Origin of the sequence: Pseudomonas sp. LS.1a (genome assembly GCF_022533585.1) — a bacterium.
Taxonomy (GTDB): Bacteria; Pseudomonadota; Gammaproteobacteria; order Pseudomonadales; family Pseudomonadaceae; genus Aquipseudomonas.
Map to the genome: position 1 here is coordinate 4,617,520 of NZ_CP092827.1, position 15,482 is coordinate 4,633,001.

Consider the following 15,482-nt stretch of genomic DNA (forward strand, 5'->3'; position numbering starts at 1 on the left):
GCTCCCACAGAGGCACGCGTGAGCAGGTCAAACGGTGGCAACAATCAGAGCAACCCATCCGCCCGCAACAACGTTTCCAGGCAATGCTCCTGCACCCCATAGAACGCCTTGAGCTGGGCAATCTTCTCCAGCAACGCCCCGTTGTCCCCTGCCTGGCGCCGCTTCACCGCAAGAATCATCTTGTTCTTGTTGGTGTGCTCCAGCGAGATGAACTCGAACACCTTGGTCTCGTACCCGCAGGCTTCCAGGTACAGCGCGCGCAGGCTGTCGGTCAACATCTCGGCCTGCTGGCCCAGGTGCAGGCCGTACTGCAGCATCGGTTGCAACAACCCCGGGCTGTGCAGTTGCGGGCGGATCTGCTTGTGGCAGCACGGGGAGCACATGATGATCGCGGCGTTGCAGCGAATGCCGGTGTGGATGGCGTAGTCGGTGGCGATGTCACAGGCATGCAGGGCGATCATCACCTCGATGGCCTCGGGCACCACGCTACGCACGTCGCCACACTGGAATTCCAGGCCTGGGTGTTCCAGGCGCGAGGCGGCGGCGTTGCACAGGTCGACCATGTCCTGGCGCAACTCGACGCCGGTTACCTGCGCTTCGCGGCCCAGGCTGTTGCGCAGGTAGTCGTGCATGGCAAAGGTCAGGTAGCCCTTGCCCGAGCCGAAGTCGGCCACCCGCAGCGCCTGCTCCACCGGCACCGGGGCGCTGGCCAGGGCGTGGTCGAAGACTTCGATGAACTTGTTGATCTGCTTCCACTTGCGCGACATGGACGGGATCAGCGCGCCTTGTGCGTCAGTTACGCCGAGGTCACGCAGGAACGGCCGTGACAACTCCAGGTAGCGCTTCTTCTCGCGGTCATGGCCACTGCTGGTGGCAGCTTCACGCGGGGCCTGTGCGCCGTGGCGCTGAAGCATGGGCTTGCCCTTCTTGCTGAAGGTCAGCTGCACTTCACCGTCGGCGTCGAACAGGTGCGCGTTGCGGAAGCTGTCCGGCAGCAGCTCGGTGACCAGCGCCTGGGCCTGGTCCAGCGCCAGGTTGCGGGTGATGTCGCGGGTCTGGTGGCGGTAGACCAGCGACAGGCACGGCTGGCCCTTGACCTGCAGCGGCTTGGCGATGATCCGTTGCAAGGTCTGGTCGGCACCGACATGGCGCGCCAGCACCAGTTTGACCAAGGTATTGCCATGCAAGGCGGCTTTCAGCAGGTCGAGAAACTGGGTGCGCGCATCCGGCGCGGATGGGGCAGAAGAACTGGCGGACATGGAGAAACGGTGCCTCGGATAGCGGGGAGCGCTTGGCGCAATGCACACATTCTACAGGGTGGCTAACTTCCTGTGGGAGATCGCCCAGTCCTTTGGGCTGCGCTGTCGCGTAGAGAGCTGAATTCGCAAGCGGCCCGCGTACCCTGTGTGCATGGCACCGGCTGCGCCGGTGTTCGCGGCTAAAGCCGCTCCCACAGAATCCCCGCTAATTCAATGAGTTATGTACAATTTTGTGGGAGCGGGCTTGCCCGCGAACACCGGCGAAGCCGGTGCCATACACCGCGTTGCCTGTTTCGCGGGCGCGCCCGCTCCCACAGGGGAAGCATCAAGCCATCGGACGCCGACTCAATCGAGAATCACCAGCCGGTTGGGCAACTCGTTACGCGCATGGGTAGGTGGCACGTGCTCGCTGAGCAGCTCGCCGCACGCCTCGATGCACTCGACAAAACCCTGCAAGGTGCGGCCCTGGCGTACCTGTTCGGCAAAGCGGGCGACGATGGCCGCGCGGGCGGTGGCATCCAGGTAGTGCTCGATGCCGCGGTCGACCAGGATCTCCACATGCCGCTCCGCCTCGCTGACGAAAATCAGTACGCCCGTGGCTCCAGCAGTACGCTGCAGGTTCTGCTCGCGAAACTGTTGGCGGGCCAGGCGCGAAGCGCGCCAGCGGCGCAATGCCCGGGGGATCAGCCAGCCGGCCAGGCGTGGGTTGCGCAGCAGCAGGCACAGGCCGACGAACAGCAGCACATTGGCCACCAGCAGGCCACGCACGCCGGGCCAGCCCAGCAGCCAGTGCATCAGGCACGGCACGGCCAGCGCCAGCACGGCGGCCCAGAACAAAGGCCAATAGGCGTAATCATCGGCACGGCGGGCCAGCACCGTCACCAGTTCGGCATCGGTGCGCCGCTCGGCACGGGCAATGGCTTCAGCGATCTGGCGCTGATGGTATTCGTCGAGGGGGGTCATGCCGTCGGTCTCTTGAGCGTTCTTATAGTTGTTGTCCCGGCATTCGGGGCTTCGTCCGCAGGCGACATATTCAGGCATAATCCGCCGCTGGAAGAAATGCCTGCAAATCGTACAACAATAGCCGCCTGAAAAACTCGGCCGCGCACGTATCACCGTGGATACGGCAGAGGCCCCATAACGGAATTGATGATGAAACTGTCTTTGCTGGGCCTGGCCATGGGCCTTGCCAGTCAGGCGGCCCTCGCCGCCCCCTCCGCCCCGCCCCTGCAGGACAAGCAGGCGTTCATCGACCATCTGATCAGCCAGATGACCGAAGCCGAGAAGATCGGCCAGCTGCGCCTGATCAGCATCGGGCCGGAAATGCCCAAGGATAAGATCCGCGAGGAAATTGCCGCCGGGCGCATCGGCGGTACCTTCAACTCACGCACGGCCCCCGAGAACCGCCCCATGCAGGACGCGGCGATGCGCAGCCGGCTGAAGATTCCGATGTTCTTCGCCTACGACACCGTTCACGGCGAGCGCACCATTTTCCCGATCGGTCTGGGCATGGCCGCGACCTGGGACATGGACGCCGTTGCCAAAGTCGGCCGCACCGCTGCCATCGAAGCCGCTGCCGACGCCCTGGACATGACCTTCGCACCGATGGTCGATATCGCCCGCGACCCGCGCTGGGGCCGCACCAGTGAAGGCTTCGGTGAAGATACCTACCTGACCTCGAAGATCGGCCAGGTGATGGTCCGCTCGTTCCAGGGCAGCAGCCCGGCCAACCCCGACAGCATCATGGCCATCGTCAAGCACTTCGCCCTGTATGGCGCGGTGGAAGGCGGGCGCGACTACAACACGGTCGATATGAGCCTGCCGAAAATGTACAACGACTACCTGCCGCCCTACCGCGCCGCACTCGACGCGGGTGCCGGCGGGGTGATGGTGGCGTTGAACTCGATCAACGGCGTGCCGGCCACCTCCAACACCTGGCTGATGAACGACCTGCTGCGCAAGGAGTGGGGCTTCAAGGGCGTGACCATCAGCGACCACGGCGCCATCCAGGAACTGATCCGCCATGGCGTCGCCCGCGACGGCCGCGAAGCCGCCAAGCTGGCGATCAAGGCCGGCATCGACATGAGCATGAACGACACCTTGTACGGCGAAGAGCTGCCAGGCCTGCTGAAGTCCGGTGAAGTTACCCAGGGCGAGCTGGACCAGGCGGTGCGCGAAGTACTCGGTGCCAAGTACGACATGGGCCTGTTCAAGGACCCGTACGTACGCATCGGCAAGGCCGAAACCGACCTGAAGGACTACTACGGCAACGACCGCCTGCACCGCGACGCCGCGCGTGACGTGGCGCGCCGCAGCCTGGTGCTGCTGGAAAACCGCAACCAGACCCTGCCGCTGAAAAAGGCCGGCACCATCGCCCTGGTCGGCCCACTGGCCGACGCCCCGATCGACATGATGGGCAGCTGGGCTGCCGACGGCAAACCGATGCACTCGGTGACTGTGCGCGAAGGCCTGCGCCGTGCCGTGGAGGGCAAGGCCAAGCTGGTCTACGCCAAAGGTTCCAACGTCACCGGCGACAAGGCGATGTTCGATTACCTGAACTTCCTCAACTTCGATGCCCCGGAAATCGTCGACGACCCGCGTCCGCCTGCAGTGCTGATCGACGAAGCGGTGAAGGCGGCGAAGCAGTCCGACGTGGTAGTGGCAGTGGTCGGCGAATCCCGCGGCATGTCTCACGAGTCGTCGAGCCGCACCACCCTGGAAATCCCGGCCAGCCAGCGTGAGCTGATCAAGGCCCTGAAGGCCACCGGCAAGCCGCTGGTGCTGGTGTTGATGAACGGCCGCCCACTGTCGATTGCCTGGGAACGCGAGCAAGCCGACGCCATCCTCGAAACCTGGTTCGCCGGTACCGAAGGCGGCAACGCGATCGCCGACGTGCTGTTCGGCGATTACAACCCGTCCGGCAAGCTGGCCATCACCTTCCCCCGTTCGGTCGGGCAAATCCCGATGTACTACAACCACACCCGTATTGGCCGCCCCTTCACGCCGGGCAAGCCGGGCAACTACACCTCGCAGTACTTCGAGGAGCCCAATGGCCCGCTGTACCCGTTCGGCTATGGCCTGAGCTACAGCAGCTTCGAGCTGTCGGACCTGACCTTGTCCACCAACAACCTCAAGCGTGGCGACACACTGTTGGCCAAGGTAACAGTGACGAACACCGGCAAGCGTGACGGTGAAACCGTGGTGCAGCTGTACTTGCAGGATGTGTCGGCGTCCATGAGCCGCCCGGTCAAGGAACTGAAGAACTTCCAGAAACTGATGCTCAAGCCTGGCGAGTCGCGCACATTGAGCTTCCGCATCAGCGAGGAAGACCTGAAGTTCTACAATGGCCAGCTGCAGCGGGTTGCCGAGCCAGGGGAGTTCAATGTCCAGGTAGGGCTGGATTCCCAGGCGGTGCAGCAGCAGAGCTTTGAACTGCTGTAACTGACAGGTTTTGCCTGTACCGGCCCCTTCGCGGGCAAACCCGCTCCCACAGGTACTCCGCAAGCAGATGGCCTGCGCGATACCTGTGGGAGCGGGTTCACCCGCGAACAGGCCGGCCCTGATGTCCCATTCATCCGGATCCGCCCCATGCCCTTTTCCGTTCGCGCCCTGCGTCTGGGGCTGATCACCCTGCTGATCGTGCTGGGCACCGCCTTCAGCGCCGGCTGGGCCATGCACCAGGCCAAGCGCCAGGCCATGGAAGACGACGCCCGGCGTGCCAGCCAGCAGTTGGGCCTGTACGCCAATGCCCTGCACACCCTGATCGACCGCTACCGCGCCCTGCCCGCCGTGCTGGCGCTGGACCCGGAACTGATCGCCGCTCTGCGCGGCCCGGTCAGCGAACCGGTGCAGGACGCCCTGAACCGCAAGCTTGAGCGCATCAACGGAGCGGCCAATTCCTCTACCCTCGAACTGCTCGACCGCACCGGCCTGGCCATCGCCGCCAGCAACTGGCGACTGCCCAGCAGCTACGTGGGCTCCAACTACGGTTTCCGCCCCTATTTCAAGCAAGCCCGCAGCCAGGGCAGTGGCCGCTTCTACGCCGTGGGCGTGACCAGTGGCGTGCCGGGCTACTTCCTCGCCAGCGCGGTGAACGACGAGCATGGCCGCTTCCTCGGTGCCATGGTGGTGAAGCTGGAGTTTCCCGAACTGGAGCGCGAGTGGCGCCAGGGCAGCGATATCCTGCTGGTCAGCGATGCCCGTGGCATCACCTTCATCGCCAACCAGGACGGCTGGCGCTACCGCGAGCTGCAGCCACTCAGTGGCGCCGACCGTGCCGAGCTGGCCGAAACCCGTCAGTACGACAAGCAACCGCTGGTGCCGCTGCAGCACCAGGTGCTGACGCGCTTTGCCGCCAATAGCACCCTTAGCCGCGTGCAAGGCCCGGAGGGCAATGCCGAGTACCTGTGGGAAAGCCTGCCGCTGGAGGGCGAGAACTGGACGCTGCACCTGCTGCGCAAGCCGCAGGTCGCCGCCGACGGCCGCAATGCCGCGCTCGGCGCCGCCGCCGTATGGCTGAGCCTGGTGTTCGCTGCGCTGTTCGTCAGCCAGCGCCTGCGCCTGGCCCGCCTGCGCCAGCGCAGCCGGGAGGAGCTCAAGCGCCAGGTCGAGGAGCGCACCCGGGAGCTGCGCACCGCCCAGGAAGGCCTGGTGCAATCGGCCAAGCTGGCCGCGCTGGGGCAGATGTCGGCAGCCATGGCCCATGAAATCAACCAGCCGCTGACCACCCAGCGCATGCAGCTGGAAACCCTGCGCCTGCTGCTCGACCATGGCCGCCATGACGAAGCACGCCGGGCGCTGGAACCGCTGGAGCAGATGCTCACGCGCATGGCCGCGCTCACCAGCCACCTGAAAACCTTCGCCCGCAACAGCCCGGTCGGCCTGCGCGAGCGCCTCGACCTGGCCACCGTGGTCGACCAGGCCTTGCACCTGCTGGAAGCGCGCATCCGCAGTGAAGAAGTGGAGGTAGCCCTGTACCTGGCGCGCCCGGCCTGGGTGCGCGGCGATGCCATTCGCCTGGAGCAGGTGCTGATCAACCTGCTGCGCAATGCCCTCGACGCCATGGCCGACAAGCGCTACAAACGCCTGGAAATCCGCATCGAGCCCGACGGCGAACTGTGGCGCCTGAGCGTGCTGGATTCGGGTGGCGGCATCGCCGAGGCCGACCTGGCCAAGGTCTTCGACCCGTTCTTCACCACCAAGCCGGTGGGCGAAGGCCTGGGGCTGGGCCTGGCCATTTCCTACGGTATCGTCCATGAGGCCGGTGGCCAACTGCAGGCCGAAAACCTGCCCGGCGGTGCGCGCCTGAGCCTTACCCTGCCCCGTGACCTGGAGCCTGTATGTTGAATTCAGTGATCGTCGTCGACGATGAAGCCAGTATCCGCACTGCGGTCGAACAATGGCTGAGCCTGTCCGGCTTCAGCGTGCAACTGTTCGCCCGCGCCGAGGAATGCCTGGCGCACCTGCCGCGGCACTTTCCCGGGGTGATCATCAGCGATGTGCGCATGCCGGGCATGGATGGCCTGCAATTGCTCGAACGCCTGCAGGCAGACGACCCCGACTTGCCGGTGATCCTGCTGACCGGCCACGGCGATGTGCCCATGGCGGTGGAAGCCATGCGCAGCGGAGCCTATGACTTCCTGGAAAAACCCTTCACCCCGCAGCACCTGCTGGGCAGCCTGCGCCGGGCCCTGGAAAAGCGCCAGCTGGTGCTGGAAAACCGCCGGCTGCACGAGCAGGCCGACCTCAAGTCACGCCTGGAAGGCACGCTACTGGGCATGTCCCAGGGCCTGCAACAGCTGCGTCGGCAAGTGCTGGACCTGGCCAGCCTGCCGGTCAATGTGCTGATCCGTGGCGAAACCGGCAGTGGCAAGGAGCGCGTGGCCCGCTGCCTGCACGATTTTGGCCCGCGCGCCGGCAAGCCGTTCGTCGCCCTCAACTGTGCAGCCATCCCCGAGTCGCTGTTCGAGGCCGAGCTGTTCGGCCATGAAAGCGGCGCCTTTACCGGCGCTCAGGGCAAGCGCATCGGCAAGCTGGAGTACGCCAACGGTGGCACAGTGTTCCTCGACGAAATCGAAAGCATGCCACTGGCCCAACAGGCCAAGCTGCTGCGGGTGATCCAGGAACAGAAGCTGGAGCGCCTGGGGGCCAACCAGAGCATCAGCGTCGACCTGCGCATCATTGCCGCGACCAAGCCCGACCTGCTCGAAGAAGCCCGCGCCGGGCGCTTCCGCGAAGACCTTGCCTATCGCCTGAACGTGGCCGAGTTGCGCCTGGCGCCATTGCGTGAGCGGCGTGAGGACATTCCACTGCTGTTCGAGCACTTTGCCCGTGCCGCTGCCGAAAAGCTTGGCCGTGCGGCCCAGCCGCTGTCGGGTGCACAACTGGCGCAGCTGCTGTCGCATGACTGGCCAGGCAACGTGCGTGAACTGGCCAATGCGGCGGAACGCCATGCGTTGGGGCTGGGTTCGCCGAACATCGAGGTGGCGCCTGCCGGGCAGTCGCTGGGCGAGCAGATGGAAGCGTTCGAGGCGCAATGCCTGCGCGCGGCGCTGCGCCAGCATGGGGGCGAAATCAAGGCGGTGATGGAGGCCTTGCAGCTGCCGCGGCGCACGCTTAACGAAAAGATGCTGCGGCATGGTTTGGTACGCGAGGATTTTATTGGGCGGGAATGAGCGAAAATCCGCCTATAGCGCTCAACCAGTAAGCAAAAAGCCGCTCATTTTCAAGATTTTTTGGGGCTGCGTTGCAGCCCTTCGCGGGCACGCCCGCTCCTACAAAGAACTGCGACACGTCAGGCGCCACGCGGTACCTGTGGGAGCCGGCGTGCCCGCGAAGGGGCGCACAGCGCCCCCATTTGAAGCCCCATGCACCCATTTGGCACACCTTCTGCAATCACCTGTGCAAGCTGCGCCACGGCGCGCTCCACAAAAACAACGAGAAGGTATCCCTGATGGATAATGCCACCTCCCTGCCCGCCGGGGCGGCCACCGCGCCTGCCGCAGAAAAAACCACCGCCAGCCGCCTGAAGTCGATCTTCAGCGGGTCCATCGGCAACATGGTCGAATGGTACGACTGGTACGTCTACGCCGCATTCTCGCTGTACTTCGCCAAGGCCTTCTTCCCGGCCGGCGACTCCACCGCACAATTGCTCAATACCGCCGCGATCTTCGCTGTGGGCTTCCTCATGCGCCCGATCGGTGGCTGGCTGATGGGCCTGTACGCCGACCGCAAAGGCCGCAAGGCCGCACTGATGGCTTCGGTGCTGCTGATGTGCGCCGGCTCGCTGGTCATCGCCCTGACCCCGGGTTACGAAACCATCGGCGTCGCCGCGCCAATCCTGCTGGTCATCGCACGCCTGATGCAGGGCCTGTCGGTGGGCGGTGAATACGGCACCTCGGCTACCTACCTGAGCGAAATGGCCAGCAAGGACCGCCGTGGCTTCTTCTCCAGCTTCCAGTACGTGACCCTGATCTCCGGCCAGCTCATCGCCCTGGCGGTACTGATCGTCCTGCAACAGACCCTGACCACCGAGCAGCTGTATGCCTGGGGCTGGCGCGTTCCGTTCGTGATCGGTGCGCTGTGCGCCGTGGTAGCCCTGTACCTGCGTCGCGGCATGGAAGAAACCGCCTCGTTCACCAAGAAGGAAAAGGCCAAGGAAAGCCTGATGCGCACCCTGCTGCGCCACCCCAAGGAGCTGATGACCGTGGTCGGCCTGACCATGGGCGGCACCCTGGCCTTCTACACCTACACCACCTACATGCAGAAGTACCTGGTCAACACCGTGGGCATGAGCATCAGCGACTCGACCACCATCTCGGCCGCTACGCTGTTCCTGTTCATGTGCCTGCAGCCGGTGATCGGCGGCCTGTCCGACAAGATCGGTCGACGCCCGATCCTGATCGCCTTCGGCGTGCTCGGCACCCTGTTCACCGTACCGATCCTCAGCACCCTGCACACCATCCAGACCTGGTGGGGCGCGTTCTTCCTGATCATGGCGGCGCTGATCATCGTCAGTGGCTACACCTCGATCAACGCCGTGGTCAAAGCCGAGCTGTTCCCCACTGAAATCCGCGCCCTGGGCGTGGGCCTGCCGTATGCCCTGACCGTGTCGATCTTCGGCGGCACCGCCGAGTACGTGGCCCTGTGGTTCAAGAGCGCGGGCATGGAGAGCGGCTTCTACTGGTACGTCACCGCCTGCATCGCCTGCTCGTTGCTGGTGTACGCGACCATGAAGGACACCAAGCAGCACTCGCGAATTACCACTGAGTGATGCTGGCCTGGCAATACTGAAAAGGGGCGCTCCAGTGCATGGGGCGCCCCTTTTTTATCGGGCGTTTGAGGATATGTCAGGGTTGCCAGGCGTTCGTCGTGAGCGGTTCAGCGCCTATCAGATCGAGCGCCGCGCGGGCGGCGCTCGATTTCAGCAACACCGCAAACATCAAGCCATACCTCCAAAACCCTCTGACGAGCCGATTAGAAATCCTATTCGGCTCATAAGTACCTGAAAGCAGGCTCAGGACATCTCCAACACCTGACGCGGTTCACGGCGCTGGTACCAGGTGGCCATCAGCACCAGCACCAGCAACACCCCGCCCAATACCGCCGAAGAGCCGACCGTGCCGAAGTCCAGGCCGCCCTTCTCGTGGGGCTTGGTGAGGAAGTCGCCCAAGGTGGCGCCGAACGGCCGGGTGAGCACGAACGCAACCCAGAACAACACCACGCCGGGGATGCGCGTCCAGTAGCGGGCCACCACCACCAAGGCGATGGCACTGCCGATCAGCAATGCACCACCGGCAAACCCGAGCCCCGAGTCATCGGCCAGGTAGTCGCCCAGAGCAGTGCCCAGCGTGTTGGAAAACAGGATCGCCACCCAGTAGAACAGCTCGCCCGTGCGGTTCTTGATGCGGGTGACATCCAGTGGGTTGCCGCTCAGGCGCCATACCAGGAAGGTCAACAGCAGGATGCCGATGAGGATGGCCGAACCTGCGGCATAGCCCAGGCCCAGGGTGCGGTCCATGAAGTCGGACATGGTGGTGCCGGCAGTACTGGTAGAGAGGATCACCAGCCAGTACAGCATCGGGTGGTAGCGGCGCGAGTACAGCTGGCCGAGCAGGGTCAGCAGGAACACGCTGATCAGCAGCAGCGAGCTAAGGGCATAGCCGATGTTCAGGGTCATCGACAGCAAGTCACCTGCCGTTTCGCCAAGAGTGGTAGCGCAGATCTTCATGACCCAGAAGGCCAAGGTGATTTGCGGGAGTTTGTTCATTGTTGTGCCGCTCCGGTTTGAGGTGCGGCGATGGTGCTGAGCAGCATTTGAAAAATCGGTTGGTGATGTATGAAAAATGCGTTGAGCAGCCTTCAATGAAAGATCTTTCATCCTTAACGCCCCATTAATTCCCCCCGCTCAAGCTGAAATGGCTGGCAGAACGTCGCCTTATGGGAAGGCACATCCTGAGCCAGAACCGCTGCCAGAGCCACAGGATCCACGCCAACATATATCGAATTACTCGATTTTTAAGCACTATTATTTGCGCTTTTTAATCAAATTAATCGGCGTAGGATTAAACCCATAGAAACAAACAACCCCAAAAACCCCTGGAGCAACGACCATGAAAAACAAACTGATCCTCACCCTGGCCCTCTCGGTTTTCGCTACTGGCGCCTTCGCCGAAGATGGCTTCAACCGCACCAACGCCCACACCTTCGCAGCGACCCAGAGCCAATCCGCTGCCTACGCTGAAGATGGTTTCGACCGCACTGGCGGCCAGCGCTTCGCCGAAGACGGCTTCGACCGCACCGGTGGCCAGCGCTTCGCCGAAGACGGTTTCGATCGCACCGGTGGCCAGCGCTTCGCCGAAGACGGCTTCGACCGCACCGGTGGCCAGCGCTTCGCCGAAGACGGCTTCGAGCGCACCGGTGGCCAGCGCTTCGCCGAAGACGGCTTCGAGCGCACCAACGCCCACCGCATCAGCTGATCCCTGATGCGCGCCCCCAGCCCGGCTTCGGCCGGGCTTGATCATTTGCAGGCGGGCACAGGCTTGGCACACTAGGCACCTTGTCCACCAGGAGGTAGGGCCAGCAAGCCCAGCACAGATGTATTACTACGAACCCGCCAAAGGCCACGGCCTGCCCCACGACCCGTTCAACGCCATCGTCGGCCCCCGCCCTATCGGCTGGATCTCCTCACAGGACCGCGAAGGCCGCCTGAACCTTGCGCCCTACAGCTTCTTCAACGCCTTCAACTACATCCCGCCGATCATCGGTTTCTGCAGCGTCGGGCGCAAAGACAGCCTGAACAACATCGAGCAGACCGGCGAATTCGTCTGGAACCTGGCCACCCGCCCGTTGGCCGAGCAGATGAACCAGAGCTGCGCACCGGTTGCCGCCGAGATAAACGAATTCGAATTGAGCGGCCTCACTGCCACAGCGTCGAGCATTGTCAACGTGCCGCGTGTCGGCGAAACCCCGGTGGCCTTCGAGTGCAAGGTCAGCCAGATCGTCCAGCTCAAGCGGGCCGATCAGGAACCGGTGCCCAGCTGGCTGATCCTGGGTGAAGTGGTGGCGGTGCACATTGCCGAGCACCTGTTGAAGAACGGCATCTACGATACCGCTGCTGCCGAACCGATCCTGCGTGGCGGTGGCCCGGCAGACTATTTCGAGCTGGGCAACCTGTTCAAGATGGCCCGCCCGCCGGCCTGATCACCAGATCAGCTCACCTTCTTCGCTGACGCCCTGCAGGCGTTGCAACTCGGCCGTGGCCGCTTCGTCGGCGGCCACGGCGCCCTTGAACACCTGGCCGTCGAGAATCTTGTGAAAGCGCGGCGCACCGCCCATGCCCAAGGCCTTGGTCGCGATGGCCGCGTTGTAACCGCCGCCTTCCACCGGGACCATCGCCGAAACCGCTTCGAAATGCGGGAACTCCCTACGTGCCATGTTGCTGTCCGCTTCGTTGATCGAGGGCCGGCATTTTACCCTATTTGCCTGTACCGGCCCTATCGCCGGTACAGGCGACAGATCAATCAAAGGTATGCAGATCCAGGCTGCTGACCACCCGTGCCTGCACCAGCTCGCCAAACACCTCCAGCGTTGGCGAAGCAAAGTACCCACTCATCGCCTGCTGGTCACGCCAGCTTCCACTGAGCAACCATAGGTCGGCATCTGCCTGGGAACGCTGCACCGTGAAACTCAGGCAACCCGGTGCCCGCAGTGAGGGCTCGAGCAGGTCACGCAGGCGCGCGCCCAGCTCCGCCGAGCGCCCGCTGCTGGCACGGATGAAAGCAAGGTGGGTGACCGGTTGTGTCGGGGTCATTGCACAATCTCCTTGAAGCAGGCGGACGGAAAAGCCAGGTTGCCAAGGTTAGGGGCTCACCCGCGCGGCGCGTTAGGCCATTACTGCTCGGCGATTGCCTGATCCTGCGGCGCGGCAGGATCAGGCAATCGACGTGCAGCTTTTGACTAGCGCCCGCCATTGCCCAAACCTATGCTGCGTCGGTCAGCAGAGGAAAGCCATCATGACCACCGCCACGTCCATCGACCCGAGCCTGGAACTGCAACGCCAGGAGCTGGCCGAGCTGATCCGCCGCCACGCCGGCGAGCCTCACGGCCCGGCATCGGCCATCGATGACCTGTACCTGGTGCGCTACACCGAGAACGTGCGCTCGGTGCCGACCCTGGCGCAACCCGCGCTGTGCATCCTCGCCCAGGGCAGCAAGAGCCTGTTCCTCGGGGACGAACAGTACGCCTACGACCCGCTGCACTACATGGTGGTTTCGGTAACCTTGCCGTTGAGCGGCGTGAGGCTCGACGCCAGCCCCGAGCACCCCAGCCTTGGCCTGCGCATGGACCTGGACCCGGCCGAGATCAGCCAGCTGATCGCCGAAAGCGGGCCGATGCTGGTGCCCAACCGGCCTTCCGGCCGTGGCCTGTATGTGGAGAGAACCGATGCCGCGTTGCTCGACGCCCTGCTGCGGCTGATCCGCCTGCTGGATACCCCGCGCGACATCGCGATGCTGGCGCCACTGTTCCGCCGGGAGATTCTCTACCGCCTGCTGCGTGGGCCGCAGGGTTATCGGCTGTACGAAATCGCCTTGGCCAACAGCCAGACCCACCGGGTTTGCCAGGCCATTACCTGGCTCAACCAGAACTACCAGCTGCCTTTGCGCATCGAGGACCTGGCACGGGAGGTCAACCTCAGCACCTCGACCTTGCACCACCGGTTCAAGGCCGTGACGTCGATGAGCCCGTTGCAGTACCAGAAGCAACTGCGCCTGCAGGAGGCGCGGCGGTTGATGCTCAATGACGGGCTGGAGGCAGCGGTGGCGGCCTATCGGGTGGGGTATGAAAGCCCGTCACAGTTCAGCCGTGAATACAGCCGGCTGTATGGCGCGCCGCCGATTCGTGATGTGGCCAGGTTGCGGGCGACTGCTGGCTGAAGTTCAGCTTTCGCCTGCCCCGGCCCTTTCGCGGGTAAACCCGCTCCCACAGGTAATGCACAGGTCTTGAAATCTGTGCAGTACCTGTGGGAGCGGGCGTGCCCGCGAAGAGGCCAGCACAGGCAATAGCAATTCCTCAACCCAACACAGCCCCCTGCCACTGATTCTGGTCAACCTGGATCAGGGTCGGCCCCTTGCGCTCCACCGCGTGCCCCAACGCCGCCTGCAACTGCGCCACATCCGCCACCTGCTCCGCCGCAGCGCCCAAGGCCCGCGCCACACCAATGAAGTCCGGGGTATGGATATCCACCCCGACCGGCTCGATCGCCCGGTTGACCATGTATTTCTTGATCTCCTCATACCCCTGGTTGTTCCACAGCAGCACGATCAGCGGCACTTGCGCCTCCACCGCGCTGGCCAGCTCCGGCAAGGTGAACTGCAAACCGCCATCACCAATCAGGCACACCGCAGGCGCACGCTCGCCGACCTGTTCCGCGCTGCCCAGCCAGGCGCCCATAGCCGCCGGCAACGCATAACCCAGGGTGCCGTAGCCGGTCGAGGCATTGAACCAACGCCGTGGCTGCTCCATGTCCAGGGTCAGGTTGCCGGTGTACACCGGCTGGGTCGAATCGCCCACCAGAATGGCATTGGGCAGGCGCTCGAGAATCGCCGTCAGCAAGCGCGTCTGGCTCAGGGTCGGCTGATCCCACCCCGTCGCCAGTGCCTGGCGCAGATTGGCCACGCGCGCCACACCCCAGGTGCTTTCGCGCATCGGCTGCGGCAGGGCTTGCAAGGCACCGAGCAGCGCTTCGGCGGCCAGTGCGGCATCAGCCACCAGCGAAAGCTCCGGCAGGTAATTGCGCACGGTCTGGTCCGGGTCGATATCGATGCGCAACAGGCTGCCCGGGATCTCGAAACCACCCTTGAAGGTCACGTCATAGTCGGTTTCGGCCAATTCGGTACCGATTGCCAGTACCACGTCGGCCTCGGCCACCAGCGCCCGTGTGGCCGGCAACGACTGCGTCGAGCCGATCTGCAGCGGGTGGCTGGACGGCAGCAAGCCCTTGGCATTGATGGTCAGCGCCACCGGGGCCTGAAGGTGTTCGGCCAGGCGCGCCAGCGCAGCGCCGGCAGCCAACGCGCCGCCCCCGGCCAGGATCAAGGGCCGCCGTGCATTGGCCAGGCGCTCGGCCATCTGCGCCACGCCCTGTGGCGCTGCCCCCGCCCGGCTGCCATGCACCGGACGCCCCGGCAGCAGGTGATCGGCCGGTTCGACCAGCACATCGAGCGGGATCTCGATATGCACCGGCCGCGGGCGGGCGCCTTCGAACACGGCGAACGCCCGGGCCAGCACCTGTGGCAGGTCATCGGCACTCATCAAGGTGTGGGAAAACGCAGCAACACCCGACACCAGTGCCGCCTGGTTGGGCAGCTCATGCAGCTTGCCGCGGCCACCGCCCAGCTGGTCGCGGGACTGCACGCTGGAAATCACCAGCATCGGGATCGAGTCGGCATAGGCCTGGCCCATGGCGGTGGTGATGTTGGTCATGCCCGGGCCGGTGATGATGAAGCACACCCCGGGCTTGCCGCGGGTCCGCGCATAGCCGTCGGCCATGAACCCGGCACCCTGCTCGTGGCGCGGGGTGACATGACGGATGGACGAGCCGGCCAGGCCGCGGTAGAGCTCCACGGTATGTACACCAGGAATGCCGAAGACATGGTCCACGCCATAGCCTTCAAGGAGTTTTACCAGTACTTCGCCGCAGGTTGCCATCGGGTTTCACCATGA

13 protein-coding genes are annotated in these 15,482 nt (G+C 64.2%); 7 read left to right on the forward strand and 6 right to left on the reverse strand.

The genetic code is table 11. The annotated features are described in order from the left end of the window. Positions 1–44 precede the first annotated feature (44 nt). Entirely contained in the window at positions 45–1,259 is a 1,215-nt protein-coding gene (locus MKK04_RS21315) for a class I SAM-dependent methyltransferase (protein ID WP_207836649.1), read from the reverse strand. A gap of 345 nt (positions 1,260–1,604) precedes the next feature. Then, positions 1,605–2,222, reverse strand: a complete 618-nt coding sequence (locus MKK04_RS21320) for a TPM domain-containing protein (RefSeq protein WP_241105964.1) — start codon at positions 2,220–2,222, stop codon at positions 1,605–1,607. 186 nt (positions 2,223–2,408) lie between these two features. Here MKK04_RS21320 and bglX point away from each other — a divergent pair, with 186 nt between their 5' ends. The 4 genes from bglX to MKK04_RS21340 all read left to right on the forward strand — a co-directional run bounded on the left by bglX (position 2,409) and on the right by MKK04_RS21340 (position 9,531). Beyond that, complete coding sequence (gene bglX, locus MKK04_RS21325) at positions 2,409–4,700, forward strand: beta-glucosidase BglX (RefSeq protein WP_233694152.1); 2,292 nt, start codon at positions 2,409–2,411, stop codon at positions 4,698–4,700. A 147-nt stretch (positions 4,701–4,847) separates the two neighbouring features. Beyond that, positions 4,848–6,605: a sensor histidine kinase gene (locus MKK04_RS21330; RefSeq protein WP_063913215.1), complete on the forward strand. Its 1,758-nt coding sequence runs from the start codon at positions 4,848–4,850 to the stop codon at positions 6,603–6,605. Further along, complete coding sequence (locus MKK04_RS21335; RefSeq protein ID WP_241105965.1) at positions 6,599–7,933, forward strand: sigma-54-dependent transcriptional regulator; 1,335 nt, start codon at positions 6,599–6,601, stop codon at positions 7,931–7,933. Before MKK04_RS21330 ends, MKK04_RS21335 begins: the two co-directional genes overlap by 7 nt. 278 nt (positions 7,934–8,211) lie before the next feature. After that, a complete protein-coding gene (locus MKK04_RS21340) occupies positions 8,212–9,531 on the forward strand; it encodes an MFS transporter (protein ID WP_063913444.1) in 1,320 nt (439 codons plus the stop codon). 243 nt (positions 9,532–9,774) lie between these two features. Here the strand turns inward: MKK04_RS21340 and MKK04_RS21345 are convergent, their stop codons facing one another. Next, positions 9,775–10,527 carry a COG4705 family protein gene (locus MKK04_RS21345; protein WP_063913217.1) on the reverse strand — a complete coding sequence of 251 codons (753 nt, stop codon included), beginning with the start codon at positions 10,525–10,527 and terminating at the stop codon, positions 9,775–9,777. Positions 10,528–10,870: 343 nt separating this feature from the next. On the opposite strand from MKK04_RS21345, the gene MKK04_RS21350 reads away from it, so the two are divergent. Beyond that, positions 10,871–11,236, forward strand: coding sequence for a heme utilization protein (locus MKK04_RS21350; protein ID WP_241105966.1), 366 nt, complete (start codon positions 10,871–10,873; stop codon positions 11,234–11,236). 118 nt (positions 11,237–11,354) lie between these two features. Further along, entirely contained in the window at positions 11,355–11,960 is a 606-nt protein-coding gene (locus MKK04_RS21355) for a flavin reductase family protein (protein WP_063913219.1), read from the forward strand. Here MKK04_RS21355 and MKK04_RS21360 read toward each other — a convergent pair whose 3' ends face one another. Together MKK04_RS21360 and MKK04_RS21365 are read right to left on the reverse strand one after the other, a co-directional pair. Further along, positions 11,961–12,194, reverse strand: coding sequence for a hypothetical protein (locus MKK04_RS21360; protein ID WP_207836682.1), 234 nt, complete (start codon positions 12,192–12,194; stop codon positions 11,961–11,963). 82 nt (positions 12,195–12,276) lie between these two features. Beyond that, entirely contained in the window at positions 12,277–12,570 is a 294-nt protein-coding gene (locus tag MKK04_RS21365; RefSeq protein ID WP_063913220.1) for a putative quinol monooxygenase, read from the reverse strand. 202 nt (positions 12,571–12,772) lie between these two features. Between MKK04_RS21365 and MKK04_RS21370 the strand changes: the two genes are divergently transcribed. Beyond that, positions 12,773–13,693: an AraC family transcriptional regulator gene (locus tag MKK04_RS21370; RefSeq protein ID WP_196178570.1), complete on the forward strand. Its 921-nt coding sequence runs from the start codon at positions 12,773–12,775 to the stop codon at positions 13,691–13,693. Between the two features lie 136 nt (positions 13,694–13,829). On the opposite strand, the gene MKK04_RS21375 is transcribed toward MKK04_RS21370, so the two are convergent. Further along, the gene (locus tag MKK04_RS21375) at positions 13,830–15,467 is read right to left on the reverse strand and encodes a 5-guanidino-2-oxopentanoate decarboxylase (protein ID WP_207836692.1); all 1,638 of its coding nucleotides are present in this window, start codon (positions 15,465–15,467) and stop codon (positions 13,830–13,832) included. Positions 15,468–15,482 lie beyond the last annotated feature (15 nt).

What these genes read in the sequence shown, in the direction of transcription:
- MKK04_RS21335 (WP_241105965.1), top strand. Translation starts at nt 6,599, where the DNA reads ATGTTGAATTCAGTGATCGTCGTCGACGATGAAGCCAGTATCCGCACT.
- MKK04_RS21350 (WP_241105966.1), top strand. Translation starts at nt 10,871, where the DNA reads ATGAAAAACAAACTGATCCTCACCCTGGCCCTCTCGGTTTTCGCTACT.
- MKK04_RS21340 (WP_063913444.1), top strand. Translation starts at nt 8,212, where the DNA reads ATGGATAATGCCACCTCCCTGCCCGCCGGGGCGGCCACCGCGCCTGCC.
- MKK04_RS21360 (WP_207836682.1), bottom strand. Translation starts at nt 12,194, where the DNA reads ATGGCACGTAGGGAGTTCCCGCATTTCGAAGCGGTTTCGGCGATGGTC.
- MKK04_RS21315 (WP_207836649.1), bottom strand. Translation starts at nt 1,259, where the DNA reads ATGTCCGCCAGTTCTTCTGCCCCATCCGCGCCGGATGCGCGCACCCAG.
- MKK04_RS21330 (WP_063913215.1), top strand. Translation starts at nt 4,848, where the DNA reads ATGCCCTTTTCCGTTCGCGCCCTGCGTCTGGGGCTGATCACCCTGCTG.
- MKK04_RS21320 (WP_241105964.1), bottom strand. Translation starts at nt 2,222, where the DNA reads ATGACCCCCCTCGACGAATACCATCAGCGCCAGATCGCTGAAGCCATT.
- MKK04_RS21375 (WP_207836692.1), bottom strand. Translation starts at nt 15,467, where the DNA reads ATGGCAACCTGCGGCGAAGTACTGGTAAAACTCCTTGAAGGCTATGGC.
- MKK04_RS21365 (WP_063913220.1), bottom strand. Translation starts at nt 12,570, where the DNA reads ATGACCCCGACACAACCGGTCACCCACCTTGCTTTCATCCGTGCCAGC.
- MKK04_RS21355 (WP_063913219.1), top strand. Translation starts at nt 11,355, where the DNA reads ATGTATTACTACGAACCCGCCAAAGGCCACGGCCTGCCCCACGACCCG.
- MKK04_RS21370 (WP_196178570.1), top strand. Translation starts at nt 12,773, where the DNA reads ATGACCACCGCCACGTCCATCGACCCGAGCCTGGAACTGCAACGCCAG.
- MKK04_RS21345 (WP_063913217.1), bottom strand. Translation starts at nt 10,527, where the DNA reads ATGAACAAACTCCCGCAAATCACCTTGGCCTTCTGGGTCATGAAGATC.
- bglX (WP_233694152.1), top strand. Translation starts at nt 2,409, where the DNA reads ATGATGAAACTGTCTTTGCTGGGCCTGGCCATGGGCCTTGCCAGTCAG.